We start from the raw sequence: 25,956 nt of genomic DNA, 5'->3' as shown, positions 1-25,956 counted from the left end.
ACTAGTTCCAAGACAACTCGACAAAGCCACGGCCTAGGCTCTCCTGGCCGCCAATTTGCAGGAGCTGGTTACCCTGCAGGAGCTTCCGAAATTGCTCCACTGCTTCTTGGGAATTGCCGTTGGCCTGGGCTGTTACCCCCCAGGTAAAGTACATCAAGCTATCGGGGGGGATGGCCTCTTCGTAGCGAAAGCCGCCTTCTACAACTTTGTGCTCGCTGAGCTTAACTTTCACCTGCCGCCACAGGCTCATTTGAATAAGGGTGGCACAGTGCTGATCCGGCAAGACAATGACGCGGGTGATGCTGGAAGATTTGACAAAGTTTTGCCAGTTTTCCCACTTCTTTAGACCGTTCTTTAGGATGGCATCCTTGAGATAGATGGGTCGGTTTGCCTCCAAGTTGGTGCTATAGGGCTCCGGCACCTGCAACTTCTGGCCACTTAGCCGCAGCCAGCGCTTGAGCAAGAGCGGGCAGCTTATCCAGATCACGCCGTGGCTGAGGGAAGCCACCGGCACCCACAAGAGGGATCCATCTCCAATCCAAATGGAGCCTTGGGTAAGCTGATCCCCCTCCCCAATTTCGTTGCCAAAAAGCTCAAACTTTAACTCTTTCTCGGCCACGCTGGCCCGCAATTTGCCGCGGATGGTGCTGGAAGGGATGTAGGGCAAGTTGGTGTGGGCCTCGCGGGCAATGCCCAAGAGGTTGCCTTCTTGGGTGGTGCCGCCGGTGTGCAGGGGAGTCAGCAAGGTGAGATAGACCAGGTGAAAGGCCATAGAAAAACACTCCTTATCCGTTAAAACAGGACTTCAAAAGCAAGCTCAATGGGCCCAAGGCAGCCAGAGCAACTCGCTGTAGCCTAGAAGCCGCCAGCGGTGGAAGACGTTGAGCCGGCCATCTTCCAGCTCCGGCTCGTCCTGGGCAAGGGGAGCTGGATGCTCCAGGTAGTAGATGCTGCCAGGCGGGGCGGCAAACACTTGCGGAGCTGGCAGGCTGGTCTTGCGCGGCTCTGTCAGGGACTCCACCCGCAGGCGGCCACTAATGGGAACCGGTTTGCCGGTGGCCACGCTCACCAGAGGGCCAGTGAGGGAGTGGGCAGGATGAGGGGTGGCCAAGCGCCACTCCCAGGGCCAGGCGCGGCAGAGGGAGCGCCCCTCCACCTTTTTGATGAACACGCCGGGGGTCACCAGGTAGGCCAGAGCTCGGCGGGCTTGCCGGAAGGTCTGCTGGGAGAGCTCCTGCAGCACTTGCCACTGCTTGCCCAGCTTTGGGCAGGGGCTGAGGAGAGCAGCGTGGCCTTCTCCCCCTAGCCGCACCACTACTTCCTGCGCTAGGGGCAAGGGATCCCAGCTTTCGCGCTCTGGATCCCAGCACTCGATGGAAAGAGCCAGGCTCCAGCCGGGCTGCAGGCGGATGCAGGTTTCCACAAAGTAGCCATCGGTCTCCCGCACCTGGCGTTTGCCTGCCTGCAGGGTGTTGTGGGGCCGCACTTCCTCTACCCAGGGGGACTTTACTGCCTGCTCCAGATCCCAGCCCTTGCCTTGCAGGGCTTTTTGCACCGCCTGCCAGGGTAGGTAGCCAGCAGCCTTTTGCTTGGGGCTTTGCGGGCTTTTTTCTTCCTCGAGCTGAGCCGCTGTCACCAGAGGGGCTGGCCGGGTGGGATCCCAGCGGTAGCTGCCGTAGGCATGGCCCTCTTCCAGCCAGGGGATGGGCACCAGGGGGGATCCCTGGTAAAGGTGCAAGGGGCTGGGGAAGTAAAGCTGCTCCTCGCAGCAGAGAAAGGGGCCGCAGAGGCGCAGGGTTGCCGGCTGGCCCAGGTGAGCTAGGATAGCGCCGGCAAGGGTGTGCCCGCTGGGCGGAAAGCCGCTGGTGGCCCAGGCCCGCTCCCCCGGCGCAAAGGGCTTGGCATCGCGAAACATCCACACATCCAAGGGCGAGAGCACAAACCAACTCATCGCGCATTTCTCCCCAATTCCACGGTGCGGTTGCGCAGCACAAAGGCCGCCAGCTTGAACCAGTTTTTGATGGCCAGATCCCACGCCGCCGGCTGGGCGGGCAGGCTGTGCTGCCAGAAGTGCTGAATAAACTCGACCAGCTTGGCCTGGAAGCGATCCTTCTGCTCACTTTCGCCGCGAAAGAGATCCCGGCGGCTGCAGAACAAGCGGGCCCAATCGGGCACTGCTTCCAAGGTGGGGGCTGGGTGCTGCTCCCAAAGCTGGGCGGCCTGCTCAAACAGAGAGCTCTGATCCTGCTTCTGGCCCAACAGCTTCCAGTCGAAGTCCAGCAGATCCTTCCACTTGTCGAAGGTGTCGAACTTGCAGGTGCTCACCAGTTGGTTGCCGTTGGCAAACAGCACCCGCACCTGGACGCTGTCCTTGGGGCTGCTAGAGGCATAGGCCTGCCCCTTGGCCCCTTGTTCGGCCTCCCAGAGGTTTTCCAGGGCAATGGCCAGGGGCACCGAGTGGTGGGCAATCACCACCCCAAAGCTAATGCTGGCCAGGGATCCCAGGGTAAAAAGAGGGCGACGGCTTAGGCCAGCCGGCAACTGCGCCTTTTGCCACTGCCAGTAGTCCCCTTCGTTGGCAAACTCGCGCCAGTCGTCTTCGCCGCCGCGGAAACACTGGCGGATGTCCCAGAGCCAACTATCCCACTCCCAGAGGTTGGTGTAGGCCAGAACGTCGTCCCCCCCGGCGTAGATGAGCCTGCCGGCATAGCGCTGTTCAGTAAGGTAGGGCACCAACTGGCCAGAAAAATCCAACAGAGCCCGGCTGAGGGCGCTGTGGGTGGCTGGGCCCATGCGCTTGCGGCTGGCTTTAACAAACTCGCTGAAGGCGTCCTTGACTTGCTTGAGCTCTTCAGAGTCGAGGACGCGGCCAATAGCGTCCCTCTGGCCATCCGCTAGGCGCTGCAGCGGCTGGGGCAGGTAGTCGTAGTAGGGCTTCATCTTCCCCCCGCTCAGCCACTGGCCCATGTCGTCGCCATCGCCCGCGGCCAGCACGTACCAACTGGCGGGGTTGATGCTGGGGTAGTAGCGGCTGAGGGTGGCTTCTATCTCCTGGCGGCAGCGCTTCTGGGTTGCCTCGTCCGCTTCCAGGTCTTCCACCAGCCAGCCGGCGTTGAGCAGCCGCGGGTGGTAGCGCAGGTTTTGCTGGTCAGCCCACGGGATCCCCCACTTGCCGCGCATTTCTCGGATGACCTCCCGAATGGCGGGGTGGATGGCCTCAACGGCGCGGCAGGCCTGCTCGAAGTGCTCCAGCTCGCGTCGCCCGTGGGTTTTCAGGTAACCGGCCACGCCAGCAGTGAGATCTGGGTAGGAAGCGGCGACCTCGTCTTCGTCGAGGGTGGGGAAGAGCTCCGGCAACACCTTGTCTAGGGCCCGCTTAACCGTTTCGGTGGCGTTGAGCTGCTCGCGGCCATCGAAAAGCCCTGCCTGGCGCTGCCAAAGCCGCCGGCTCTCCCCTTCGCTAATCCAGCGATTCCTGGGGGAAGGGTGAACCACCGGCCCTAGGCCAGAGACGGTGCTGCGCGGCCCAAAGGCCACCGACAACTGCCAATCGCGGGCCTGTTTGCAGGCAGCCTGCAGCCGGCGCGTCGCCTCCACTGCCGCTGCCCACCAGGAGCCTACGTTTAGCCCTGGCTTGTGCTGGCGGTGCTGCTGCCTTTCGGGATCCCAGAAGCTGATCCGCAGGAACTTCAGCTCCGGGTCGGCAAAAAGCTGCCGCTTTCCTTTGAGATGGTAGGTGCGGTTTTGGGCGCTGACCCAGGGATCCCGCTCGATGGACTCCTGGGACTTGAGGATGGCGGTGTCTTTAAGCCTTTGGTGGGGGGATCCCAGGGGCGCCGCCGCCCAGTAGATCTGCCACTGGTGCTCCAGCCATCCCTTCCAGGTGGGATCCTCCGGGCGCAACTGCACCAGCCAGCGGCGCTCCAGTTGCAGGTGCTCCAGCGCCTTTTGCGCTAGCTGCCGCCATTCGTCTTTGAGGGTCTGCTGGGCAAACTGCATGGCCGCCTGCACCCGATCTTGGGGCAATAGCAAAAGGAGCACGTTGGGGAAGCCGGCAGTGAGGAGGGCGTTGGCAGAAGGCTGAGGAATCCACTGGGCAAATTCGGGATATCGCTTCAAGAGCCAGGCGTCGATCAAGGGCTGGCCGTAGAGGCTGGGGTAGAGTAGACAGTCAGGGCCGTATTTCTCCGCCAGCTCCCAGCAAAGCCGTGCCGAGAGGTAGTGCAACAGCCAGGATCCAGCCCAGAAGTCCCGCATCTTGCGGCTGGCTTTGATCAGCTCCTGGATGGGGTTGAAGGTAAAGCTGGCCAAAAAAGGCCGCGTGAACTTGGGTTCGTCGTAGCCGGCCAAACAGCCTGCTAGGGCCGCCACAACGCTGGTGTGGCTCCACAGGGATCCATCGGGCAGCCGCGTTTCTGCTGGCAAAAGCAGAAGGTTTTCATCGCCAAATTCCCGAACCAACGCCTGGGGGAAACAGCGCCAGAACCACCAGAACACCTTCTGGATGTCCTCCTCTTGCCAGATCCAGTCGGGAACCACCCTTGCTTCCCGCCGCAGCAGGTACTCGGCGCGGGAGCTGGCCTGCCGCAGGGCGCGGTGTTCTTCTTCGGGCAGTTGCCAAAAGCGCTTGCGCCCCGAAAGGAGATGGCTCATCTCTAGGCCCGGCCCCAGGCTCTGGCTGCAATCAGCTACCTGGTAGTCGATGGCAACCGGCAGGTGGCCAATAGCAGCCCGATCGCTGGCGGAGGCGACCAGATCCGCATCGCCAACGCTTTCTAGAGGAGATCCCTCTGCCTTGGGCGAGATCCACCCCCGCATCGCCGCTAGGTCTGGCCACAGTCCTTCCTTGGCGCGGCCAGAGGCGTCGTGGAGGGCCTTGAGGGCGGGGTCGTGCAGCAGACCCCAAAGCTTCGCTTGCCAGTAGTGATAAGCCATGGTGTTCTCGCAGCAGGAAGGGGACGTTTAGAACAACAAAGACAAGAACCCGACAGCCGTCTGGTGTCGAGGTTACAGAGGCTACAAAACACCATCCGTCGATCCCCCTTGCTTCCCAGATTTCTTCAGCTTTTTTTCTGGTCGTCTGGGAGGATCAAGCTTGAGCTTGGCCAACTTTTTAACTAGGCTTGAAAAGCGGGAACGAAGCTGCCAATGTCTTGGGTTTACCAAGAAGCGGAGGGATCCTTTTCTAGCCGAGTCAATTCGGGAAACAGCGCCTCCAAGCTGGGCAGCAGCTTCTGCAGCACAAAGCTCTCCAAGGCCTCGCCGCCTAGGGGATCGGGATTCATCTGCCCATGGGCCACGTCGTTGCGGTATTCGCTTAGGCAAGACCAAAGATCAGCAAGCTGCTTCACATCCGAAACGTGGGCGGCAATGGGAGGAAGGAACTGAAGCTGCTCCTCTTGCTGGACTGATTCGCCAGTTGCAGGGGGATCTCCCAAGGGCTGCTTTTTCCGCTGGATAAGGGATCCCAACTGGTGTTCAACTACTTGCCGCGCTTCTCGTTCGCGGTAGTTTTGGAGCCCCTCACAGAGGCAAAGGGCGGAGACCACCCACTCGCGGGCCAAGAGAATGGCTTGGGTGGTGAGGCGCTTTTCAACATACCAGCGCAGCAGTTGAAAGTGCTTTTGAACTTGCGCTTGGGGATCCGCCGCCTTTTCTGCCGGCAGCGCCAGTTGGCTGTAGCTATCTTGAATACTTTGCAGCAGTAGGCCAAGGGGCTTGGCAAATTGGCCTGCCTCCTTTGCCAACTCCTCGGTGGAGTGTCGTTGTAACTTGCGCAAGTCCTCCTGCAGGCTGACGGGCCTCACCAGCTCCAGGGAACGGGAGATGTCCCGGATGGCCTGTCCAAAGCTCTGCAGCCGGGTGGGCCGGGGATCCCCTTTGCCGGGCTTTTGCTGCCGGTAAAAGTCCCGTTGAACCCTGTCCAAAAGCTGCCCCAGTTCCACCGCCGAGCCGGTGCTGATGAACTTGTCACTAGCCGTCAGCCAGTCCAAAAGCCGAATGGCCGGCGTGAGATCGATGATGGGGGTTTCTGCCTGGCCATGGCGGTAGAGGCCGTAGTAGAGCCCCTGGATCTCGACGTTTTTAGCCTTGCGCAAAAGGGCGGCTCCCAAGAGCATCAGCACCGGGATGGAGCGAAAGGCGTGGGTGATATCAAAAAGCAGCTGGGTGTTAGGCTCGATGCTATCCACCAGCACGTCGAAGATCTCCCAAGTCTCTGCCTCGGTTTTCCCTTCGGGGATAGCCCTGGCAATTTTCTCCACGTGGGAGGGAAGACAGTCCTGCAGACAGTTCCAGTGCGTAGCGCGGGCTTCTTTGGTAAGCAGGAGAACAACCCTGTCGATCTCAAAAAGCTGGCAGAGGGCTTTGGCAACGTAGCAGGTTTTATCTGCCCTTTGCTCTCCAAAGAAATACACTGTCTCCGTGTATTTGGTGGTGCCCAGGGTAGTCAAAAGGGTTTTGGCCATAGGGATCCTCCAGGTGAGCCTGCAACAATCAAAGCATAGGCGCTGGCAAGCTCCTGCAACCTGAAAGCCCCCCTTCACGAAAACAAGACGCCTTTTCCCAAACAGAGAAGGTGAAAGAGCCTGAAGTTAACCTAGAAAGCAGTTGGCCTCTGGAGCGATGGGGATTCCAGCATGATCTCGACCAAAAAGCTATCGCTCACTCCCGAACAATTTCTCGCCTTGCCAGAGGAAGATGCTACCTGTGAGCTGGTCGATGGGCAAGCTGTTCCCAAACATGAACCCATGTCGCCAAGGCGCTTCCACGCTCGTCTTCAGCCTATCTTGTGGCGAATCCTTGAGGACTGGTGCTCCGCTGCTGAGTGTCCCAAGCCGAGATCCGCTCACGCTGAATGGGCAATTGTCCTAAGTCGACAAGGGGAGCCCTGGATCCCGGTTCCGGATATCACCTACATCTCCAATGAGCGATTGCCAATTGAAGCCATGGCCGATGAGCCCTGTTCTGCCATTCCTGAACTGGTGGTTGAGATCCTTTCTCCAGAGCAGAGTTTTGGGGCTGTACTTCAAAAAGCAGCGGATTATCTGGAGGCCGGGATCCCCCGCGTTTGAATTGTGGATCCGCAGGCCAAGAGCATCACAGTCTTCTACCCCGATGCCCCGCCAAAGACCTTTACGGGATCCCAAGCTATTCAAGAGGATTTCTTGCCGGGCTTGAAGGTTGTTCCTCAGGATGTGTTTGCCCAAGCGCGGATCCCTTAGCGAGCAGCAACCTCAAACAGCAAAAGATAAGGAGGATCTCCTGATGCTATCAACTACAGAGCCGCTGGTTTCAGGTCAAAAACTGACTCCCGAGCAGTTTCTAGCCTTGCCAGAGGGAGATGTTACCTATGAGCTGGTCGATGGACAAGCCGTCCCCAAGGATGCGCCCATGTCGCCCCAAAGGTTTCATGCCTCCCTGCAGAAACGACTGCTTTGGATCCTGGATGCATGGTGTCAGGGCAAGGGGGATGTATACACAGAGTTAGCGATTGTTTTGCAGCGGCAAGGGAAAGAATGGTTTCCGGTTCCCGACCTACTCTATGTTTCCTTTGAGCGCTGGCCAGCCCAGCATACCCAAGATGGACCTTGTCCGGTAGCTCCTGAGTGGGTGATTGAGATCCTTTCTCCTGGCCAAAGCTTTGGGGCGATGCTTCAGAAAGTAGCCGATTACTTGGATGCGGGCGTCCCCCGAGTTTGGGTGGTGGATCCCCAAGCTAAGAGCATCACAGTCTTTTATCCCGATGCCCCACCGCGGACATTTACTGGATCCCAAGTGATTCAGGATGAGTTCCTGCCAGGCCTGGCGGTTGTCCCTCAAGATGTGTTTGCCCAAGCGAGGATCCCTTAGTTGTTTTAGCTATTTGAGAGGGTTACCATGATTGAAGCTCTAGAAGGGCTAGCGCAAGAGCTTGCTGAAAACTCTGCAGCAGTTCCTCGGAAGATTTGGACTGATGAAGAGTTTATGGCCCTGCCCGATGATGGCAATCGCTATGAAGTTGTGAACGGGGAACTGGTTGCCGTGGGCTCGGCAGGTGCGAAGCATGGGTACTATGTAAGTTTGATTCACATCATCCTAGGCGCCTACGTCCGCAGCCAGAAGCTCGGCTTTACTTTCGACGCTGATACCTCGTTTAAAATGAAATCTGGCAATCGCCGCTCCCCAGATTGTTCTTTCTTCTCCAAAGAGCGATTGCGATCCCTTGGCGGGATCCCCAAGGGCTATATCGAGGGAGCTCCAGACCTGGCTATAGAGGTTCTCTCTGAGGCCAATACTGTAGGAGAGATCCACGACAAAATTGTCGAGTATTTTGAGAACGGATCCCGGCTTGTTTGGGTCATTCATCCCGAAGAAAAGTATGTTTTAGTCTACCGCCAGCCTGAGCCCGCAGCATTGAAGCGGCCAGGGGACATTCTGGAAGGCGAAGAGGTGATCCCTGGTTTTGCCTTGGATTTGTCAGAGTTTTTTGCCGAGCCTGAGTTCTAGGGTTCTAAGGCACCTGGTAAACTGGCCCCAAAAACGGGATCCGCTTTCATGGCACCACTTCACCTGCAAGTCCTGGAGCGCAACCCCAGACGGCTGCGGATTGCCCTGCAAAGGTTTACCCCTGAGCAACTGGCCTGGCGGGTGGTTGTGGGCCTAGGGCTGTTGGCGCTGGGATCCCAGCTGTGGGCTCGTTCGCTGCTCTTGGGGTTGGTGCTTGTGGGGGTGGGCCTATGGACTGGGATCCCTTGGGGGTTGGGGCAAATCTTGAGCTTGGATCGCGAAAACCAACGGGTCACCTTAACCCGTCTGCGTGGCCCTTGGGGAATTTGGCGGCAGCAGGCGTTCTCCTATCCCTTGGCTCAATTGCAAGGGGTGCGGATACATCGGGTAGGCTGGGAGCTCTTAGACAACCAAGCCCAAGAGAGTTTCCAAGTCCAAAGTCAGGTGCGGCTCCAGTTTCGCGAAGACCCTTCCCAGCCTGATCTGAAAGAGGAGGTCATCGCTTGCTTCAATAGCCAAGTAGGCGTCAAAGGGAGCGAGCCAGAGGCTTTCGTGCTCTCTCAGCGGCTGGTGGGCTGGATTCAGGCATATCTAGGAAATCCAAAAAAGAACCCCTTGTCCTAAAGCTCCCTTGTCAGGGGATACTGTCCTCCCCAGGGAGATAGCGGAAATGCTGGCACAATGCCTGATTCTAGGTTAGAAATGCTACCGATTAATCGGCCAGCCTAACTTCTATGAGCGTCCCTAGGGATTTGGTTAACCTGATTACCTTACTCAGCCAGAACACTTTGCCCACTTGGCTTTGGCTAGTCCTTTGGGGATCTTCTCTAGCAGTGCTGATCTACTGGCAAAGGCGGCGGCTGCAGCAAGCTCAGCTGGGCTTTGCAGACATCGTCATGCTGGCGCGGGCGGATACAACGGTTGTGGAGTGCAACGAAACTTGTCGGAAGGTTTTAGGCGATTGGCGGGGCAGGCGCTGGCTTGAGGCCCTGCCAGTAGAGGAGCAAGAGGAGGTGCGGCAGAAAATAGCCCAGCTCACTCCTCAGCACCCCTTCTTTAGCCAAGTCAGTAGGTTAATAGATGGGCGGGGAGAGGTGCGCTGGTTTGAGTGGGTCAACCAGGGCATCTTTGACTGGCGGGGCCGGTTGCAGTTTATTCGTGGGCTAGGCCGAGACATTACCGAGAAGAAGCAATGGGAAGAAAACCTGCGGCTGCGGGAAGCCCAACTGCGCGCTTTGCTAGATGCCCTGCCGTTGGCGGTGTGGGCCAGGGATCCTCAAGGAGTGCTGATTTTACAAAATGCCACCGACCGCGCCTGGTTTGGCGATCTGCTGGGCACTTCTTTGGAGGCAGTGGCTCAAGAACACGGGGACTGGCAAGAGTATGTCGCCCGCGCCCTTCGAGGGGAAGTTGTCAAGTACGAGGGGAAAGAGCTCGTTCAGGGAGAAGAGCGCTATACCTATTCCGTAGTCGTGCCCCTGAGAGAGCAATCGGAAGGGCGGGGGGTTCTCGGCGTTAGCCTAGACATCACCGAGCTAAAGCGCCTGCAACAAGAGCTAGTAGAGCAGCAGGAGCGCTTTTGCGCCTTCATCAACAACAGCCATGAGATCTTGTGCCGAATTGACGGCCAGGACCGGTTGCATTGCCTTAACCCACCGGCGGCTAAGAGGATCCTAGGGCGCTGTCTTGAAGAGGGAGAGCCGCTGCCTTGGGAGTGGATCCACCCTGAAGATCGACAGGCTGTTGTCAACGCTTTCCAGCGCCTAAGAGCTAGCCCAGGCGAGACGCTCAGCTTTGTCTATCGGGCCCAGCACGCCGATGGCCATTGGGTGTGGCTGGAGAGCCGCTGCACCAACCTTTTGCAGGATCCTGTAGTGCAGGGGATTGTGTGCAGCAGCCGCGACATTACCCAACAAAAGCAGGTGGAACTAGCTTTGCGGGAAAGCGAAGCCCGCTTTCGGGAAATGGCCGAGGCTGTGCCGGTGAATTTCTTCGTCTGTTCCGCAGATCTCAGCCAAGTTCTCTACGAAAGCCCCCGGTGTCAAAGCATCTGGGGATACACCCCGGAGGAGTTTTATCAAAAACCGGATCTTTGGAAAGAAAGGCTTCACCCTGAAGATCTGCCCCGTGTTCTTCAATCTCTTCCTCGAGTTATTCGAGGGGAGCAGCCAATCACCTACCGCATCTTCCATCGAGATGGAAGCCTGCGCTGGTTACGCTCTTCCTGTCAGCCTATTTTTAATGAGCGGCAAGAAATCATCCGCTTTGTAGGTGTTACGGAAGACATCACCGAGCAAAAAGAGATAGAGCTGGCTTTACAAGCAAGTGAGGCTCGCCTTAGAGCTATTCTGGACAGCATCCCCTTTTCCATCTTCCTCAAAAACCTGGAGGGGCGCTATCTTCACGCCAACAGGTTTTATCTACAACAGAGAGGTTTTGAGCTAGGAGAACTTATTGGCAAGCTGGATGATGAGCTTTTCACTCCCGAAGAGGCCCGCGAGTTCCGAGAGCAGGATCAGAGAGCTCTCCAATCTCCGGATCCTGTCAGCTACGAGCGGATTTTTTCCCGCAATGGCAAGCAATTGAGCCAGTGGGTTACCAAATTTGCCCTGCGAGATTGCCAGGGGGATCCCTATGCCGTCTGTGGCGTTGTTGTGGACATAACGCCTCTTAAGCAGGCTCAGGATCTGTTGATGCAAGAAGCAGAGCGGGAGCGACTACTAGGGGCTTTGCTGCGGCGGATCCGACAAGCTCTAGACCTGCCAGTTATTTTGCAAACAACCACTGCCGAGGTGCGGGAGTTTCTCCAGGTGGATCGGGTAATGATCTACCAGTTGCAGGAGGGGGCAGGGGGGTTTGTGGCCGCTGAGTCAGTGGTGGATCCCTGGCCTAGTCACTTGGGCCGCTACGTGTGGGATGAGTATTTCCCCAGGGATCCCTGCCATCCCAAGTACCAGCAGGGCTTTGTGCAAGCCATCGAAAATGTGGCGACCGCCAGTTTGGATCCTTGCTATCGGCAGCTCTTGGAATCTTTCCAGGCCCAGGCCAACTTGGTGATCCCAATCCGACGGGGTGAAGACCTTTGGGGCCTCTTGGTGGCGCAGCACTGCCAATCCAGCCGCCCGTGGCAGGAGTGGGAAATTGAGCTTTTGCAGAAACTGACCGACCAGTTGGCTATCGCGTTGCAACAGGCTCAGTTGTACGAGCAGGTAAAAGCTCTAAACCAAACGCTGGAGGAAAAAGTGCGGCAGCGCACTGCGGAGCTAGAGCGGGCTTTGCAATTTGAGGCTCTCTTAAGAAGCATTACCAACCGCGTGCGCGATTCTCTCGACGAAGCTGAGATCCTCAGCGCCGCCGTGCGCGAGCTGGGAGAAAGTCTAGATGCCGATGGCTGCGACATCAGCCTTTACAACGCCGATTTCACCCTCGCCACCATCCGCTACGAGTATTGCCCCCGCTCGAAGTCTTACCTAAATCTCTCTGTACCTTTGCAGAGAGGCCCTTACGGAGACGTTCATCGACAACTGCTCAGGGGGCAGTCTTGTCTATTTTGCTTTTCAGGGAAAGCCCTGGAAAACTGCCAAGTAGTGATGGCTTGTCCCTTGCTAGATAAAGGCCAAGTCCTGGGGGATCTGTGGATCTTTCGATCGGCTCGGCGTCCTTTCGACGACCAGGAGATCCGACTTATCCAGCAGGTGGCCAACCAATGTGCCATTGGACTGCGCCAGGCGCGCTTGTTCCAAGCTGCCCAAGAGCAGGTGCAAGCTCTAGAGCGCCTCAACCAATTGAAAGACGACTTCATCAGCACCGTCAGCCACGAGCTGCGCACTCCCCTCACTAGCCTAAGGATGGCTCTCAAAATGCTGCAGATAGCTCCCTCTGAGGAGAAGCGAGCCCAATACCTGGCTATTGCTGAGCGGGAATGCCAGCGGGAAATCGAGCTCGTCAACGACCTGCTGGATCTGCAGCGGCTACAAGCCGGGGCCTATGCCCTGAACATCCAAGCCCTCACCTGGCGGGAGCTGCTGGGGGATCTGCTGACGGTTACCCAAGAGCGGGCCCGCGCCAAGGGGCAAACTTTCCAAGCCAGCGTTCCCCTGGAGAGCTCCCTCACGACCGATCCCTTGCTCTTAGGGCGAATCCTGCGCGAGTTGCTGCACAATGCGGTGAAATACACCCCACCCCAGGGATCCATCCGCTTGCAGATCGAAACGGAAAATCGTCAAAGCCGCATCCAGGTCAGCAATAGTCAAGAGATCCCTGCCGAGGAGCTCACGCGCATCTTTGAGCGCTTTTACCGCATTCCCAGCAATGATCCCTGGAAGGAAGGGGGCACGGGTCTAGGCCTGGCCTTGGTGAAACAGATGGTGGATCAGTTGCGCGGATCCATCGAGGTCAGCAGCGCCGCCGGCTGGACAACCTTTACGCTCCACCTGCCCCATCTGCCGCAACTTTAATCTGCTTGGTGAGAATAGCTCCTAAGAGCTTGACTCAGTACTTGAGATCCCCTATCATTGCCTAGGGCGAAGCTACTGATACAGACTCTCAATAGGCTTGGTCTAGAAAAGCAGGATTTGGAAGGGTTGGTCCGCTTCTAGGGCTAGATCCGTTGCTGCTGACGGAATCAGGGCAGCAGCTTTTCCTGAGATTTTTTTGAGTTTAGGAGTTGGGTATGCGCTTATCGCGACGGCAGTTGGTTAACGCAGCTGTGTTGGGATCGGTAGCCTTGACAGTAGGCTCGCTGGGGCGTTCGGCTCGCGGCGCCAACCGGGAGGTCAACCTCTACACCTCTCGGCACTACAGCACAGATGAAAAACTATACGAACTGTTTAGACAGAAAACGGGCGTTAGGGTAAACTGGGTGCAGGGCAACGCCGACGAGATTCTCCAGCGCCTCCGCAGCGAGGGATCCAACAGCCCCGCCGACATTTTCATGACGGTGGATGCGGCCCGGCTGTGGCGGGCTCAAAACGAAGGCCTGTTTCAACCTATCCAGTCGGAGACGCTCGCTAAAAACATCCCAGAATCCCTGCGGGATCCGGAAGGCTACTGGTTCGGCCTGACCAAGCGGGCGCGAGTAATCATGTACAACAAGGACAAGGTGGATCCCAAGGAGCTGTCCACCTATGAGGATCTCGCTAACCCCAAGTGGCGGGGCAAGGTGCTCACTCGCTCCTCCAGCAATGTGTACAGCCAGTCTCTGACGGCTTCGATCATCTTGGCGCACGGGATCCCGGAGACGGAAAAGTGGGCGCGGGGCTTGGTGGCCAACTTTGCGCGCCCGCCGGAGGGGGGAGATATTGATCAAATCAAAGCCGTAGCCGCTGGCGTAGGAGACGTGGCCCTGGCCAACACCTACTATCTGGCGCGTTTGATCAAATCCGACCAGCCTGAAGATCGCGCTGTAGCCGCGAAAATCGGCGTCTTCTTCCCCAACCAAAAGGATCGCGGCACTCACGTCAACATCAGCGGCGCCGGCATTCTGAAAACCGCTCCCAATAAAGAGGCTGCCATCCAGTTTCTGGAGTTTCTCTCCGGCCCAGAGGCGCAGGCTATCTTTGCCCAGAGCAACAACGAGTACCCGGTGCTGCGGGGGGCGGAGATCGACTCGGTGGTGGCCAGCTTTGGCACCTTCAAGGAAGACACGATCAACGCCGCCAGCATTGGCCGCGTTACCCCCGAGGCCCTGAAAGTCATGGATCGGGCTGGTTGGCGGTAAGGGCTAGGTTCACCCAAAATGCCGGGGTTGCCGAGAGCCTTCTTCTTGGCTCCCCGGTATGGCTAGATCAGATTTTTGCCAGCTCTCAGGAATTGCCATTGCAGTTGATGGGAAAGCTAGCTTGGCTAAATTCAAGAGCGCTTGGAGGCGATGGTTCAGCGGCTGGACGTTGCTGACCGTAGCCCTGACGGGCTTAATTTTGATTCCCACGCTAACCGTGCTGCTCAGCCTCCTTGCCGACGAGCGGCAGGTTTGGGGGCACCTGGTTGACACGGTCTTGGGGCTATATGTGCGCAACAGCCTGCTGATAATGGCGGGGGTGGCGCTGGGAGTCATCCTGGTGGGCAGCGGCACCGCCTGGCTGGTGACGATGTGCGAGTTTTGGGGACGGGCCTGGCTGGAGTGGATGCTGGTGTTGCCCCTGGCGGCCCCTACCTATGTGTTGGCCTATGCCTACACCGATTTTTTGCAAGTAACTGGGGGCTTCCAGATCTGGCTACGGCGGGTCACCGGCTGGGGGATCGGCGACTACTGGTTCCCCAACATTCGCTCGCTGGGGGGGGCCATCCTGCTGATGACGCTGACTCTTTACCCCTATGTGTATCTCTCGGCGCGGCTAGCTTTCCAGGAACAGTCGGTGGCCTGTTTGGAGGTGAGCCGTTCCCTAGGCTACGGGCCCTGGGCTAGCTTTTTCCGGGTGGCTTTGCCTTTGGCGCGGCCAGGGATCGTGGCTGGCTGCCTCCTAGCGTTGATGGAGACCCTGAACGATTTCGGCACCGTCAGCTACTTCGGGGTCGATACCTTTACCACCGGCATCTACCGCACTTGGACGGCCCTCGGCAATCCGGTGGCAGCAGCTCAGCTCTCGGCGCTGCTGTTGCTGTGGGTGTTGCTGCTGATGGGCTTGGAGCAATTCTTGCGCCGGCGGGCGCGCTACTATCGCCAAGGGCTTAGGCCAGCTCTAGCCCGCTACCGTCTGCAGGGGATCCGAGCGGTGGGAGCGTGGCTAGCCTGTGGGATCCCGGTTGGGCTAGGCTTTGTCGTCCCCGCCCTTATCCTGCTCCAGATGACGCTGCGCCAGGGAGCGGTGGGCCGCCACTTTTGGAGCTACGCCCGGAATAGCCTTCTACTAGCCACCATCACAGCGGTGATTGCCGTTTCGGTGTCGGTGGTGGTGCTGTATGGGCTGCGGCTGCAGCGGGGATCCACCTGGAGCCTGCGGCTGGCAGTGCGCTTGTCTTCTTTAGGCTACGCGCTGCCAGGTATGGTGATTGCCGTGGGAGTTCTGATTCCCCTGGGGCGACTGGATCAACTGCTGAGCTACTTGCGGCAGGTGCTCTTTCAGCAGCCACCCGGTTTGGTTCTTAGCGGCACCATCGCCGCCCTGGTATTTGGCTATTTGGTGCGCTTTTTGGCAGTGGCTCTAGCCACCGTCGAGGCAACCCTGCTGCGCATCCCCCCCAGCCTGGACGAGGCAGCCCGCAGCCTGGGGCAGGGATCCCTGGGCACCCTGTGGCGAGTGCACCTGCCGCTGATGGGAGGCGGGATCTTGGGGGCAATGCTGCTGGTGTTTGTGGATGTCATGAAGGAGCTGCCAGCCACGATGGTGCTGCGGCCTTTTAACTTCGATACCCTGGCCGTTTACACCTACCGCATGGCTGCCGACGAACGCCTGGCCGAGGCCGGTGCCCCTGCTTTGGCAATGGTCTTGGTGGGGCTCTTGCCTGTCATCCTGCTCAACTCCCAAATGGCCCGGCAGCGTCACTTGTACTCTTCCGGACGGGAAGAGACCTAGAGGGCCTCGGCACCTGCCACCACCTCGAGGATCTCCTGGGTAATGGCCGCTTGCCGAGCTTTGTTGTAGTCAAGGGTGAGGGTACGGATAAGCTCAGTGGCGTTGTCGCTGGCATTGCTCATAGCTGTCATCCGGGCCGCCAGCTCGCTGGCTGCTGCCTCCTGCAGAGCCCTCAGCAATTGATTGTTCAGGTACAGAGGCAGGAGCGCATCCAGGATTTGCACGGGATCCTGCTCGAAGATCATGTCCGGCGGCGGGGCTGAGACAGGAGCAACGATCTTGCTGCGCTCGACGGTAAACTCTCCCCCCCGCACCAGCAGGTTAAAGATCTCGTCGTCGCGAGCAGCCAGGCGCGTAGGGTCTAGAGGCAGCAGGGATTGCACCACTGGCCGCGAGCTAATCAGGGAGACAAAGCGGGTGTAGATGAGCTCCACCTTGTCCACCTTCTCAGAGAGGAAAGCGGAGAGCAGCTCATCCCCAATTTGAGCGGCTTCAGCGGCAGTGGGGATCTGCGGCAGATTCACGTAGGTCTTGGCGATAGGGGCAGAGCGCCGCTGAAAATACTGCACCGCCTTGCGGCCTACCAGGTAAAGCTGCACCTGCTGCCCTGTTTCCTGCAGCTCGCCCACTCGCTCTTCAGTACGCTTGATAACGTTGGCGTTGTAGGGGCCACACAGACCCCGATCCCCAGCCACCACTAGCAGGCCCACTGTTGCCACAGGGCGCTGCTTTAGCAAGGGCAGCTCGACATTTTCCAGCCGCAGCCGCGTCTGCAGCCGATAGAAAACCTGGGCCAGGCGATTGGCAAAGGGACGGGTAGCCATCACCTGCTCCTGAGCCCGCCGCACCCGCGCTGCCGCCACCAGGCGCATGGCCTCCGTGATTTTACGGGTGTTCTTCACTGCCTTGATGCGATCCCGAATTGGCTTTAGCTTGGCCATAACCCTCTCTCTTGTTGGATCTGCCCTTAGGCTGCCTGAGCTACAAAGCTTTGCTTGAACTCTGCAATGGCGGTTTTCAGGATCTCTTCCGCCTCCTCGGTAAGCTGCTTGGTGGAGAGGACGATTTCGCCATATTTGGGATGGGCGGTGCTCAAGTAGGACAGCAGTCCCTGCTTGAAGCTGGAGACCTTCTCTAGCGGGATGTCGTCCAGGTAGCCCTGCGTTCCCGCATAGATAATGGCTACTTGCTGGTCCAAAGACAGGGGCGAATATTGGGGCTGCTTGAGGATCTCCTGCAGCCGTTGGCCGCGGGCCAGTTGCTTTTGGGTGGCCTCATCCAAGTCGGAGGCAAACTGGGCAAAGGCTTCCAGATCCCGATACTGCGCCAGTTCCACCTTCAGGGAGCCAGCGACCTTCTTCATGGCCTTGGTTTGCGCCGCCGAGCCAACGCGGCTAACGGAAATGCCAATGTTGATGGCTGGGCGAATGCCAGCGTTGAACAGATCCGACTCCAGGAAGATCTGGCCGTCGGTAATGGAGATAACGTTGGTGGGAATGTAGGCCGACACGTCATTGGCCTGGGTTTCCACAATTGGCAGGGCGGTCATGGATCCCTCGCCCAATTGGCTGTTGAGCTTGGCTGCCCGTTCCAGTAGCCGCGAGTGCAGATAGAACACATCGCCCGGATAGGCTTCCCGACCGGGGGGACGGCGCAACAGCAGCGACATCTGGCGGTAGGCTACTGCCTGCTTGGACAGGTCGTCGTAGACCACCAGGGTGTGCTTGCCTTGGTACATGAAGTATTCGGCAATGGTGGCCCCGCAGTAAGGAGCCAGCCACTGTAGGGGGGCCGGGCTGTCGGCGCCAGCAGCCACCACGATGCTATAGTCCATTGCCCCCCGCTCGGTTAGGATGTTCACCACCTGGGCGATGTTGCTCTGCTTCTGGCCGATGGCCACATAGATGCAAATGACGTCCTGTCCTTTTTGGTTGAGGATGGTGTCGACCGCAAGGGTGGTCTTACCCGTTTGGCGGTCGCCGATAATGAGCTCCCGCTGTCCCCGCCCAATGGGGATCAAGGCGTCGATGGCGGTGATGCCGGTCTGGAGCGGCTCATACACCGAGCGGCGGTCAATGATGCTGGGAGCTGGGGACTCAATGAGGCGAGTCTCGGTGCAGTGAATCGGCCCTTTGCCGTCGAGGGGATTGCACAAGGGATCGACCACGCGGCCCAGCAGGGCTTCCCCTACGGGAATGCTGGCAATTCTGCCTGTGGCCTTGACGGTAGAGCCTTCTTGGATGTTACGGCCGTCGCCAATCAGCACGGCGCCGACGTTGTCTTCCTCGAGGTTGAGAGCAATGCCCAGCGTGCCATCCTCAAACTCCAGCAGCTCACTGGCCATCACCTTCTCCAAGCCATAGATGCGGGCAATGCCGTCTCCTACCTGCAGAACCGTGCCGACATTGGAGACCTGCATCTCCCGGTTGTACTGCTCGATCTGCTGCTTGATGATGGTGCTAATCTCATCTGGGCGAATGGTAGGCATGGCAGTCCTCTCAGGAAAGGGGATCTCAAAACTTAAGCTAGCTGAGCTGCAGCGCCAGCCGGCGCAACTGGCCGCGCAAGCTGAGGTCAATGACCTGGGAGCCAATCTTGAGGATCACTCCGCCTAGCACCGTGGGATCTTGGCTAATCTGCAGCTCCACGCTGCTGGCTTGCGTGAAGTCCTTTACCCGCTCCCGGAGGGATTGCTGCTGGGCTTCGGTCAAGGGCACTGCGGCAGTTACCTCCGCAAGAACAATGTTTTGCAGTTTCCGCTGCAGCTCCAAGAAACGCTGACAGAGAGCCCCAAGGAACATGATGCGGCGGCGGTCGGTCAACAGCTGAAGGGCGTTGAGCAGCAGCGGGTGGATCTGATCGGCAAACACCTGCTGCAGAAGGTTTTTCTTGGCTTCCGTCTTCACCAGGGGGCTAGCCAGAAACTGGCCCAGCTCCGGCGTGGCCTGCAAAACAGCGGCAATAAAGCGCACATCGGCGGTAAAGGTGTCCAGCAACCCCTGTCCAGAAGCCAGAGAAACCAAAGCCTCGGCGTAGGGATCCACTACCCTAAGAGCCATTTTCCGGTTCAGCATGGGTTTCCGTTTCTCCTGAACTCACCTAGCGGGCAAGCATCTGGATCCCTTGCTCAATGAGGCGATGGTGAATCTGCTCATTGAGGTGTTGCGGCAGCTCCTGTTCCACCTTGCGCAGCGCTTGGCGAACAATTTGGCGGCGCAGCTCTTGGAGAATTTGCTCTTGCTCGGCGGCGAGATCCCTTGCCGCTTTGGCGCGCAGCCGTTCGATCTCCTGCTCCACCTGCTGCAACATCTCCTGACGGCGGGCCTCTGCGCTAGCTTCCGCCTGACGGCGAATGCGCTCTGCTTCCTGCTGGGCCTGTGCCAGCTTTTGCTGTTCCTTCGCCAGCCTCTCGAGGGCTTCCTGCTTGCGCTGCTCCGCCTGCCGCAGCTCTTCGAGGATGCTTTCCCGCCGTTTAGCCAGCGCTTCCCCCACCACTCGGCGACCCAAGAGGTACAGCAAAGTTAGGATAATGGCGATGTTGATGAGGTTGCTTTCTAGAACCGCCTCGAGGATCCCTGGCTCAGCCACGGCCAAAAGCCAAGCGGGCATCCAGCTAAACCCCAGCATCACAAGCTACTCCCCAAGGAACGTTTAACCAGCCACTCAACGGACGCTGCCTAGCAACTTCTCGGTAATCTGGGCGGCGATGGCCTCCACTTGCTGCTGCAGCTGTTCAAGGGCTGCTTGCTTTTCCTGCTCAACCTGCCGCCGCGCCGCTTCCAGCTTGGCTTGGATCTCTGCCTGAGCTGCCGCCAGCTTCTCTAAACGGATGCGAGCAGCAGCCGCTTCCGCCTCGGCAATCACGGCCTGCGCCTGTAGGCGAGCTCGGCTAATCTCCGCCTCGTACTCTTGGGCCAGGGCCGTTGCCTTCTCCAACCGCTCCTGAGCTTCCGCCTGGGTGGAGCGGATGTAGTCGTTGCGGCTGTCAATAACCCGAGTAACCGGCTCGTAGAAGAGAGAGTTAAGCACGGCTACCAACAACAGAAATTGAATGGCGATGATGGGCAGGGTGGCATCCAAGTCGAAGAGACCATTTTTCTCGGCGGCCTCGACGGCCAAAAGGGCTGAGGAGATCATGGGGCCTCAGGGACAAAAACGGGATTCTGAGCTGAAGCAAGACTAGGGGGCAAGCCGGCAGGGACTGTCCAGACTGCCCCCGAGACGACAGCACTAGGAGGCGAAGGGGTTAGCAAACAAAAGCACCAGCGCCACCACCAAGCCGTAGATGGTCAGAGCTTCCATGAAGGCCAGGCTGATCAACAGGCTGCCGCGGATCTTATCTTCCGCCTCTGGCTGGCGGGCCAGCCCCTCCATGGCCGCAGCAGCAGCATTCCCTTGGCCCAGCCCTGGACCCAGGGATCCCAAACCAATAGCCAGAGCAGCAGACAAAACAGAGGCAGCAGAGGTTAACGAATCCATAGCCATCGTGAGATTCTCCTCGTCGTTACAGAACAGAAGTAGGCACGACTGCAACAGCGCCTTTGGTTTGAGGTGATCTGGCTGGAGTATCCGAGCCGATCGCCCCCTTGTCGGCGACCTCTGGGCACAGGCCCTCGGCCCCAACAAACCTTACCCAGCCCCGGCAACAACCCCCGGAAGAGGTGGGGAGAGCTGAGCGCCCCAGCCCTCGCCGACTCCTCGGCAGCTCAATCGTGGTGATCCCCACCCCCATGGCCTTCCAGCGCCTCTCCAATGTAAGCCGCCGAGAGGGTTGCGAAGATTAAAGCCTGAATGGCTCCGGTAAACAGGAACAGGATCATCACCGGCACCGGGATCAACAAGGGCACCAGCAACACCAACACCGCAATCACCAGCTCCTCGGCCAAGATGTTGCCAAACAGACGGAAGCTTAGGGAGAGGGGCTTGGTGAAATCTTCTAGAACGTTGATGGGCAACAGAACCGGCGTGGGCTCGATGTACTTTTTAAAGTAGGACAGCCCCCGCCTGCTGATGCCGGCCACGAAATACATGATACTGGTAAGCAGCGCCAAGCCGGCAGTGGTGTTGATGTCGTTGGTGGGAGAAGCCAGCTCCCCTTCCGGCAACGGGATCAACTTCCAGGGGAAAAGATTCCCCATCCAGTTGGAGACAAAAATAAACAGAAACAAGGTGCCAACATAGGGCACCCAGGGCCGGAAGTTTTTCTCGCCAATCTGGGCACGGGCAATGCTTTGCACAAATTCCAAAACATACTCAACAAAGTTCTGCAAGCCAGCGGGCTCCCGCTGCAGTTGACGAGTGCCCAGCAGCACCACCGTCAAAATCAGGGCAATGGCAATCCAACTGGTAATCAGAACCTGGCCGTGGACCGTAAACTTGCCCAGGTGCCAGTAGAGGTGATGGCCAACCTCAAGCTCTGCTAAGAGAAAAGGCGAGGAGAAGGACGGGCTCATAAGCATCAGGAAGAGGAAGATAAACGGCTCAACGTCTGGACGAGGTAGATGAGCAGGGTGACCTTATACGTCATAAACCCAAAGAAGATGGGCAAAATCTGTAGGGACTTCACCTTCGCAGCCAAAACCATCAGCCCAACAAACAAAGCTAGGCGCGTCACCCCTAAACGGCTGCGAGTTTTGCCCAGCTCTGCCACGCTGCGGCCCAGCATGCGCAGATAGACTACGCCGACCATTGCCCCTAGCAAGTAGTTGCCTGCAACCCCTGGCGAGTAAACCAAAGCCAACCCCAGGGCAATGGGCAGGCTCACGCTAAGGGTAACTAGCGCCAGCCATAACTGCAGTGCCGCATAGCTTCTGCCCACTGTCCCCTCGCGAGAGGTTGGCTCTGGCTGCAGCGAAGCTTGGCAGCCCCTCTCTTCCTCATCGTTTTGAGAAAGGGGCACGTCCTCTAGGGGAGGCAAGGGCCTGGGCTTCCACTGGGCTGCCTTCCAGCGGCTGGGACTGTGGGAGAGAAGTCTGAAAGAAGGGGACATGGAAGCGGGATTCCTACCTCTTAGGGGTCGGCCTTAAAAATACCATGGCTGAGTAACAATACTTAACACACTAGGCCAAACCAAGGCCCTAGGAAACTCCCATCTGCCTTCCAGAAAGACGGCTGGCCCACAAGGTGTTCCTTTAAGAATCTACCACCTTCCTGGATGGGCAATGGCGAGAATTGGAAAACTTTCCAAAAGCCTGCAGCGTAAAGTCTTGGGGAGGGGTAGTATTCTGTACCCCTGGGGGATCCTGCTGCGGATCCCAGCATACTAGGGTCAGGAAGGAGAGAAGGAGAGGATGATCCCACAGGAGTGGCTGCTGAAAGCCATTTGGGCGGACTACAGCCTAGCTGTGGCGCTGACCGTGGTGGTGCCGCTAGCTCTCTTGGTTTGGGCTTTTGCGGTGGGGCTGGGGCCCCTGATCCAGCTTCTGATTGTCTACTGGCGGGTGTCTAGCCTGTTGGCGGTAACCGTATATCTCATGATTGGCGGCCTGCCCATCAGTTTCCTGAGCGGGGCAATGGCACGGCTTTTGATCCCGCTCAGCCTTTGGTTCTGGCGGGATTGGAGCACCGCCCTCGAGCAGTCGAGAAGCTGGGCAGCGCGGGCTTTCTTGCTCTGGCGGTGGATCCTGACTGGCTATATGGGGGTCGGGTTCTTCTTTTCGGGAGCCTTTATGCCCTGCGCCTTCCAGGCTTCTTTGTCGCTGGAGTGTCGAGCCTGGTTTGAGCCGCCGCTGGGCTTTCGGGAGATCTTCCATCCCAATGTACCCCCCGAGCTGCTCGGGAGCCTAGGGGCCTGGGGCTTGGTAGTTTACCTACTCTACGGCGTCTATTTCGTCTGGCGGCTGCGGCCCCCTACCGAGAAAAGGGAGTTGGCAGCATGAGCGCCCTGCCCTGGCCGCTGGCTCTAGAGCGCTACAGCCAAGCCCACCCCCAGGAGGTGCTGCGGGTAGAGGTGGAAAGCGAGGGGGAAACGGATTTGGTGCTCATCTACCGCGGCTATAGCAGCTCCCTGCGCCGGCCCACCCCCCCCGATCCAGAGGTGCCGGTGATCCCTCCTCAGGCTCGCTTCTTACAGTTAGAGCGCCTCAGGGCCCCTTACCACCCTGAGCACTCCCAGGTTTTAGCTCTCTACCGCAGCTGGGAGGAGTTGAGGGCTTGGCTAATCCAAGAAGGGATCCCAGTAGCCGAGTAGGGGAGGGCGGGTTTTAGCGCCCCACAGGCGCCGGCTGCCGCTGCAGGAGGGTGTATTCTGCCGGCTGCAGGAGGGACTGCCCCGTCATCTCAGGGGGCTGCGGCAAGCCCAAGATCTCGAGCAGGGTGGGTCCAACATCAGCCAAGGTGCCGCCGGAACGCAGCCTGGCGTCGCCACCGCGGCCCGGGATCTTGCGCTTTTCGCCCTCCACCAGAATGCAGGGCACGGGGTTGGTGGTGTGGGCGGTCCAGGGGTTGCCCTGCTCGTCCCACATCAGCTCGGCATTGCCGTGATCCGCAACGATGAGGGTGGTGCCCCCTACGTCTACCACTGCCGCCAGCAGGCGACCTAGGCAGTGGTCTACCGTTTCCAGAGCCCGCACCGTGGCCTCAAAGTTGCCGGTGTGGCCCACCATGTCGGGGTTGGCGTAGTTCAGCACCACCAGGCTGTACTCGCCGCGGGCAATGGCTTCGATAGCCTTGTCGGTGACTTTCCTCGCCGACATCTCCGGCACTTGGTCGTAGGTGGCCACCAGCGGGCTTTGAACCAAGATGCGATCTTCCCCAGGGAAGGGCTGCTCGAGGCCGCCGTTGAAGAAGTAGGTGACGTGGGCGTATTTTTCCGTTTCGGCAATGCGCAATTGCTTAAGGCCAGCCTCGCTGACCACCTGCCCTACCAGGTGATCCAGGTTCTGCGGCTTAAAGAGCACCTGCACGGGCAAGGTGGGATCGTACTGGGTCATGGTGATGAAGGTGAGGTCCGGAATAAGGCAGCGCTGGAAACCGGAAAAGTCGGGGCAGACGAAAGCTTGGGTAAGCTGGCGGGCCCGATCCGGGCGGAAGTTGAAGAAGATGACTGCATCTCCCGGCCTTACTGCTCCCGGCGCCAAACGGGTGGGGGGAATGAACTCGTCGGTAATATCCTGGGCGTAAAAGTCTGCCATCACCTCGGCAGCGCTGCGGCCACAGCCAGGGCCATCTTCCGTCATAACCTCGTAGGCCTTCTGGGTGCGCTCCCAACGGCGATCCCGATCCATGGCGTAGTAGCGGCCGCTCAGGGTGGCGATAACGCCGTTGCCCAGCCATTGCAGCTCTTTTTGGAGGGCGGCCAGAACTGTTGCCCCTTCACAAGGGGGAGTATCGCGGCCATCGGTAATGGCATGAACGTAGGCAGGGATCCCCACCTGCGCTGCCAGTTTCAGCAGGCCGTAGAGGTGGTCAATGTGGGAGTGAACCCCTCCTGCAGAGCAGAGCCCGATGAAATGAAACCGGCCTCCCCGCCCCTTGAGTTGACGACAAACTTCCACCAAAAGAGGCTCTTGAAAAAGGGATCCCGTCTCAATGGCATCGCTAATGCGCACCAACTCCTGCGGCACTACCCGCCCTGCTCCCAGAGTTAGGTGGCCCACCTCGGAGTTGCCCATCTGCCCTTCTGGCAAACCCACGGCCCGCCCCGAAGCTTGCAGCAGGGTATGGGGATAGGTAGCCCATAGGCTATCCATGACGGGGGTTCGGGCAGCCAGCACGGCGTTGCCCTCCGCGGCCTCGCGATAACCCCAGCCATCTAGAATGACCAGAACTACGGGTGCCACCGACTGTGCATTCATGAAGCGGTCTCTCGCGTTTTCCAAAACATGATACCAGCCCCGGCAATACGGTACCGGATCCCTAACCTCCACTTTCTTTTAAGGCCAGCAATTGTCAATTAGCCGCGGGAGCTGGGCTGCAGACGCTTGCGCAGGGACTCGGCGCGGCGCTTGGCAATGGCATTTTGGGGATCCAGCTTCAACACGGTCTCGTAGGCTTCCAGGCCAGGGCCGTAGAGATTTTTTTTCTCGTAGGCATGGCCCAGGTTATTCCAGGCGGTTACATAGGCCGGATCTGCCGCCACCGCATCTTTGTAGTAGCGAATGGCCAGATCGTATTGCCCCTGGCTAAAGTAGGCAAAGCCAAGAGCGTTGCAAACCGGGGGGATGTTTTCCCCAGCCACTTCCAGGGCTTTTTTGAGCTGGACGATGGCCTGCTCGTAGAGACCCTTTTGCAGGTAGACGCTGCCCAACTCGTAGTGCTCCTGGGGGGATCCCTTGCCCTTGCTTAGGCGGGGCTGGAGCTCGCGAATGACTTTTTCCTGCGCCCATAGGCGTAGCACCCCACGCAAGACAAAGAAACCCACCACCCCCAGGATGCCTGCCAAAGCTGCCAAGTAAAGGAGAGAAGCACTGGCAACCATTTTGTTACCCCACAATTAGCTCTTTAAGCCTGCAGGTGGGCCTCGATAAACCAGAGATCTTTATCGATTTGCCGCGAGATCTCGGTAAACAGGTCGGCAGTGTCGGCGTCCCCCAGCTCGGTGGCACGGTCAATGTTGCGCCGAACGGCAGCGGCATACTGACCGTAGCGGGCCGCCAAAGCCTGCAGGTGAGCCCGACCGTCTTCAGCCGTCAGGTCGTATTCAGGCAAGCTCGAGGTTTGGGCGACAATGCGGGCCGTGCCGCGGGCAATGCCCCCCAGGGCCGTAACCCGTTCGGCCAGCATGTCCACGTAGTTTTCCAGGGTGCTGGCAAAGGTGTCAAACATCTCGTGCAGGGCGATGAAGTTCATGCCTTTGACGTTCCAGTGGGCCTGCTTCACCTGAGTCTTCAAATCCAGGGTGTCCGCTAAAGACTGGTTGAGCAGCTCCACCAGTTGCGCGCGGGCCTCGGCCGGCAGGTCGAGCTGAGTGGGGTAGAGACGGGTTTTTTCGGCGCTAACCATAGCCAACCTCCGT

Annotated in this window: 25 protein-coding genes; 10 read left to right on the top strand and 15 right to left on the bottom strand. The window is 58.8% G+C overall.

The features are described from left to right. Position 1: 1 nt before the first annotated feature. The 4 genes from cmr4 to csx2 form a co-directional block, all read right to left on the bottom strand. On the bottom strand, positions 2 to 772 hold the full coding sequence (cmr4, locus tag NW833_RS04660; RefSeq protein WP_414411710.1) for a type III-B CRISPR module RAMP protein Cmr4: 771 nt from the start codon (positions 770 to 772) through the stop codon (positions 2 to 4). A 45-nt stretch (positions 773 to 817) separates the two neighbouring features. Further along, entirely contained in the window at positions 818 to 1,951 is a 1,134-nt protein-coding gene (locus NW833_RS04655; protein WP_414411709.1) for a type III-B CRISPR module-associated protein Cmr3, read from the bottom strand. Then, the gene (cas10, locus tag NW833_RS04650; RefSeq protein ID WP_414411708.1) at positions 1,948 to 4,935 is read right to left on the bottom strand and encodes a type III-B CRISPR-associated protein Cas10/Cmr2; all 2,988 of its coding nucleotides are present in this window, start codon (positions 4,933 to 4,935) and stop codon (positions 1,948 to 1,950) included. The genes NW833_RS04655 and cas10 overlap by 4 nt, the downstream gene beginning before the upstream one ends. Positions 4,936 to 5,159: 224 nt before the next feature. Beyond that, the gene (gene csx2 / locus NW833_RS04645) at positions 5,160 to 6,467 is read right to left on the bottom strand and encodes a TIGR02221 family CRISPR-associated protein (RefSeq protein ID WP_414411707.1); all 1,308 of its coding nucleotides are present in this window, start codon (positions 6,465 to 6,467) and stop codon (positions 5,160 to 5,162) included. Between the two features lie 171 nt (positions 6,468 to 6,638). On the opposite strand from csx2, the gene NW833_RS04640 reads away from it, so the two are divergent. From NW833_RS04640 to NW833_RS04605, 8 genes are all read left to right on the top strand, one after another. Beyond that, positions 6,639 to 7,073 carry a Uma2 family endonuclease gene (locus NW833_RS04640; RefSeq protein WP_414411706.1) on the top strand — a complete coding sequence of 145 codons (435 nt, stop codon included), beginning with the start codon at positions 6,639 to 6,641 and terminating at the stop codon, positions 7,071 to 7,073. A gap of 3 nt (positions 7,074 to 7,076) precedes the next feature. Then, on the top strand, positions 7,077 to 7,223 hold the full coding sequence (locus NW833_RS04635; RefSeq protein WP_414411705.1) for a hypothetical protein: 147 nt from the start codon (positions 7,077 to 7,079) through the stop codon (positions 7,221 to 7,223). A 43-nt stretch (positions 7,224 to 7,266) separates the two neighbouring features. After that, positions 7,267 to 7,851, top strand: coding sequence for a Uma2 family endonuclease (locus NW833_RS04630; protein WP_414395677.1), 585 nt, complete (start codon positions 7,267 to 7,269; stop codon positions 7,849 to 7,851). 27 nt (positions 7,852 to 7,878) lie between these two features. Further along, a complete protein-coding gene (locus tag NW833_RS04625; protein WP_414411704.1) occupies positions 7,879 to 8,487 on the top strand; it encodes a Uma2 family endonuclease in 609 nt (202 codons plus the stop codon). A 48-nt stretch (positions 8,488 to 8,535) separates the two neighbouring features. Next, the gene (locus NW833_RS04620; protein ID WP_414405924.1) at positions 8,536 to 9,111 is read left to right on the top strand and encodes a hypothetical protein; all 576 of its coding nucleotides are present in this window, start codon (positions 8,536 to 8,538) and stop codon (positions 9,109 to 9,111) included. A gap of 110 nt (positions 9,112 to 9,221) precedes the next feature. Continuing rightward, complete coding sequence (locus NW833_RS04615) at positions 9,222 to 12,944, top strand: PAS domain S-box protein (protein WP_414411703.1); 3,723 nt, start codon at positions 9,222 to 9,224, stop codon at positions 12,942 to 12,944. Between the two features lie 209 nt (positions 12,945 to 13,153). Then, on the top strand, positions 13,154 to 14,206 hold the full coding sequence (locus NW833_RS04610) for a Fe(3+) ABC transporter substrate-binding protein (RefSeq protein ID WP_414411702.1): 1,053 nt from the start codon (positions 13,154 to 13,156) through the stop codon (positions 14,204 to 14,206). A 121-nt stretch (positions 14,207 to 14,327) separates the two neighbouring features. After that, a complete protein-coding gene (locus NW833_RS04605) occupies positions 14,328 to 16,001 on the top strand; it encodes an ABC transporter permease (RefSeq protein WP_414411701.1) in 1,674 nt (557 codons plus the stop codon). Here NW833_RS04605 and NW833_RS04600 read toward each other — a convergent pair. The 8 genes from NW833_RS04600 to NW833_RS04565 all read right to left on the bottom strand — a co-directional run bounded on the left by NW833_RS04600 (position 15,998) and on the right by NW833_RS04565 (position 21,990). After that, positions 15,998 to 16,942, bottom strand: a complete 945-nt coding sequence (locus NW833_RS04600; protein WP_414411700.1) for a F0F1 ATP synthase subunit gamma — start codon at positions 16,940 to 16,942, stop codon at positions 15,998 to 16,000. The genes NW833_RS04605 and NW833_RS04600 overlap by 4 nt on opposite strands. A gap of 26 nt (positions 16,943 to 16,968) precedes the next feature. Continuing rightward, the gene (gene atpA, locus NW833_RS04595) at positions 16,969 to 18,489 is read right to left on the bottom strand and encodes a F0F1 ATP synthase subunit alpha (RefSeq protein WP_414411699.1); all 1,521 of its coding nucleotides are present in this window, start codon (positions 18,487 to 18,489) and stop codon (positions 16,969 to 16,971) included. Between the two features lie 37 nt (positions 18,490 to 18,526). After that, on the bottom strand, positions 18,527 to 19,075 hold the full coding sequence (gene atpH / locus NW833_RS04590) for an ATP synthase F1 subunit delta (RefSeq protein ID WP_414411698.1): 549 nt from the start codon (positions 19,073 to 19,075) through the stop codon (positions 18,527 to 18,529). Between the two features lie 25 nt (positions 19,076 to 19,100). Next, complete coding sequence (locus NW833_RS04585) at positions 19,101 to 19,628, bottom strand: F0F1 ATP synthase subunit B (RefSeq protein WP_414411697.1); 528 nt, start codon at positions 19,626 to 19,628, stop codon at positions 19,101 to 19,103. A gap of 36 nt (positions 19,629 to 19,664) precedes the next feature. After that, positions 19,665 to 20,138, bottom strand: a complete 474-nt coding sequence (locus tag NW833_RS04580) for a F0F1 ATP synthase subunit B' (protein WP_414411696.1) — start codon at positions 20,136 to 20,138, stop codon at positions 19,665 to 19,667. A gap of 93 nt (positions 20,139 to 20,231) precedes the next feature. Beyond that, positions 20,232 to 20,480: an ATP synthase F0 subunit C gene (gene atpE / locus NW833_RS04575; protein ID WP_414395918.1), complete on the bottom strand. Its 249-nt coding sequence runs from the start codon at positions 20,478 to 20,480 to the stop codon at positions 20,232 to 20,234. 227 nt (positions 20,481 to 20,707) lie between these two features. Then, entirely contained in the window at positions 20,708 to 21,454 is a 747-nt protein-coding gene (atpB, locus tag NW833_RS04570) for a F0F1 ATP synthase subunit A (RefSeq protein WP_414411695.1), read from the bottom strand. Between the two features lie 5 nt (positions 21,455 to 21,459). After that, the gene (locus NW833_RS04565) at positions 21,460 to 21,990 is read right to left on the bottom strand and encodes a hypothetical protein (protein WP_414405916.1); all 531 of its coding nucleotides are present in this window, start codon (positions 21,988 to 21,990) and stop codon (positions 21,460 to 21,462) included. Positions 21,991 to 22,291: 301 nt separating this feature from the next. Here NW833_RS04565 and NW833_RS04560 point away from each other — a divergent pair, with 301 nt between their 5' ends. Next, complete coding sequence (locus NW833_RS04560) at positions 22,292 to 22,879, top strand: DUF3177 family protein (protein WP_414411694.1); 588 nt, start codon at positions 22,292 to 22,294, stop codon at positions 22,877 to 22,879. Then, entirely contained in the window at positions 22,876 to 23,190 is a 315-nt protein-coding gene (locus tag NW833_RS04555; protein ID WP_414395706.1) for a hypothetical protein, read from the top strand. Before NW833_RS04560 ends, NW833_RS04555 begins: the two co-directional genes overlap by 4 nt. 13 nt (positions 23,191 to 23,203) lie before the next feature. Here the strand turns inward: NW833_RS04555 and gpmI are convergent, their stop codons facing one another. The 3 genes from gpmI to dps form a co-directional block, all read right to left on the bottom strand. Further along, positions 23,204 to 24,796, bottom strand: coding sequence for a 2,3-bisphosphoglycerate-independent phosphoglycerate mutase (gpmI, locus tag NW833_RS04550; RefSeq protein ID WP_414411693.1), 1,593 nt, complete (start codon positions 24,794 to 24,796; stop codon positions 23,204 to 23,206). A gap of 98 nt (positions 24,797 to 24,894) precedes the next feature. Then, a complete protein-coding gene (locus NW833_RS04545; protein ID WP_414395710.1) occupies positions 24,895 to 25,419 on the bottom strand; it encodes a tetratricopeptide repeat protein in 525 nt (174 codons plus the stop codon). Positions 25,420 to 25,442: 23 nt separating this feature from the next. After that, on the bottom strand, positions 25,443 to 25,943 hold the full coding sequence (dps, locus tag NW833_RS04540) for a DNA starvation/stationary phase protection protein Dps (RefSeq protein ID WP_414395712.1): 501 nt from the start codon (positions 25,941 to 25,943) through the stop codon (positions 25,443 to 25,445). Positions 25,944 to 25,956: the final 13 nt, after the last annotated feature.

This window comes from Synechococcus sp. O70.1 (assembly GCF_047462215.1).
Taxonomy (GTDB): Bacteria; Cyanobacteriota; Cyanobacteriia; order Thermostichales; family Thermostichaceae; genus Thermostichus.
Note: the sequence above shows the minus strand (reverse complement) of the source record. Positions and strands in the feature narration are given on the sequence as shown.

Excerpts from the sequence above, each read along its gene's own strand:
- cmr4 (WP_414411710.1), bottom strand. The coding sequence starts at position 772 with ATGGCCTTTCACCTGGTCTATCTCACCTTGCTGACTCCCCTGCACACC.
- NW833_RS04655 (WP_414411709.1), bottom strand. The coding sequence starts at position 1,951 with ATGAGTTGGTTTGTGCTCTCGCCCTTGGATGTGTGGATGTTTCGCGAT.
- cas10 (WP_414411708.1), bottom strand. The coding sequence starts at position 4,935 with ATGGCTTATCACTACTGGCAAGCGAAGCTTTGGGGTCTGCTGCACGAC.
- csx2 (WP_414411707.1), bottom strand. The coding sequence starts at position 6,467 with ATGGCCAAAACCCTTTTGACTACCCTGGGCACCACCAAATACACGGAG.
- NW833_RS04640 (WP_414411706.1), top strand. The coding sequence starts at position 6,639 with ATGATCTCGACCAAAAAGCTATCGCTCACTCCCGAACAATTTCTCGCC.
- NW833_RS04630 (WP_414395677.1), top strand. The coding sequence starts at position 7,267 with ATGCTATCAACTACAGAGCCGCTGGTTTCAGGTCAAAAACTGACTCCC.
- NW833_RS04625 (WP_414411704.1), top strand. The coding sequence starts at position 7,879 with ATGATTGAAGCTCTAGAAGGGCTAGCGCAAGAGCTTGCTGAAAACTCT.
- NW833_RS04620 (WP_414405924.1), top strand. The coding sequence starts at position 8,536 with ATGGCACCACTTCACCTGCAAGTCCTGGAGCGCAACCCCAGACGGCTG.
- NW833_RS04615 (WP_414411703.1), top strand. The coding sequence starts at position 9,222 with ATGAGCGTCCCTAGGGATTTGGTTAACCTGATTACCTTACTCAGCCAG.
- NW833_RS04600 (WP_414411700.1), bottom strand. The coding sequence starts at position 16,942 with ATGGCCAAGCTAAAGCCAATTCGGGATCGCATCAAGGCAGTGAAGAAC.
- atpA (WP_414411699.1), bottom strand. The coding sequence starts at position 18,489 with ATGCCTACCATTCGCCCAGATGAGATTAGCACCATCATCAAGCAGCAG.
- atpH (WP_414411698.1), bottom strand. The coding sequence starts at position 19,075 with ATGCTGAACCGGAAAATGGCTCTTAGGGTAGTGGATCCCTACGCCGAG.
- NW833_RS04585 (WP_414411697.1), bottom strand. The coding sequence starts at position 19,628 with ATGCTGGGGTTTAGCTGGATGCCCGCTTGGCTTTTGGCCGTGGCTGAG.
- NW833_RS04580 (WP_414411696.1), bottom strand. The coding sequence starts at position 20,138 with ATGATCTCCTCAGCCCTTTTGGCCGTCGAGGCCGCCGAGAAAAATGGT.
- atpE (WP_414395918.1), bottom strand. The coding sequence starts at position 20,480 with ATGGATTCGTTAACCTCTGCTGCCTCTGTTTTGTCTGCTGCTCTGGCT.
- atpB (WP_414411695.1), bottom strand. The coding sequence starts at position 21,454 with ATGAGCCCGTCCTTCTCCTCGCCTTTTCTCTTAGCAGAGCTTGAGGTT.
- NW833_RS04565 (WP_414405916.1), bottom strand. The coding sequence starts at position 21,990 with ATGTCCCCTTCTTTCAGACTTCTCTCCCACAGTCCCAGCCGCTGGAAG.
- NW833_RS04560 (WP_414411694.1), top strand. The coding sequence starts at position 22,292 with ATGATCCCACAGGAGTGGCTGCTGAAAGCCATTTGGGCGGACTACAGC.
- NW833_RS04555 (WP_414395706.1), top strand. The coding sequence starts at position 22,876 with ATGAGCGCCCTGCCCTGGCCGCTGGCTCTAGAGCGCTACAGCCAAGCC.
- gpmI (WP_414411693.1), bottom strand. The coding sequence starts at position 24,796 with ATGAATGCACAGTCGGTGGCACCCGTAGTTCTGGTCATTCTAGATGGC.
- NW833_RS04545 (WP_414395710.1), bottom strand. The coding sequence starts at position 25,419 with ATGGTTGCCAGTGCTTCTCTCCTTTACTTGGCAGCTTTGGCAGGCATC.
- dps (WP_414395712.1), bottom strand. The coding sequence starts at position 25,943 with ATGGTTAGCGCCGAAAAAACCCGTCTCTACCCCACTCAGCTCGACCTG.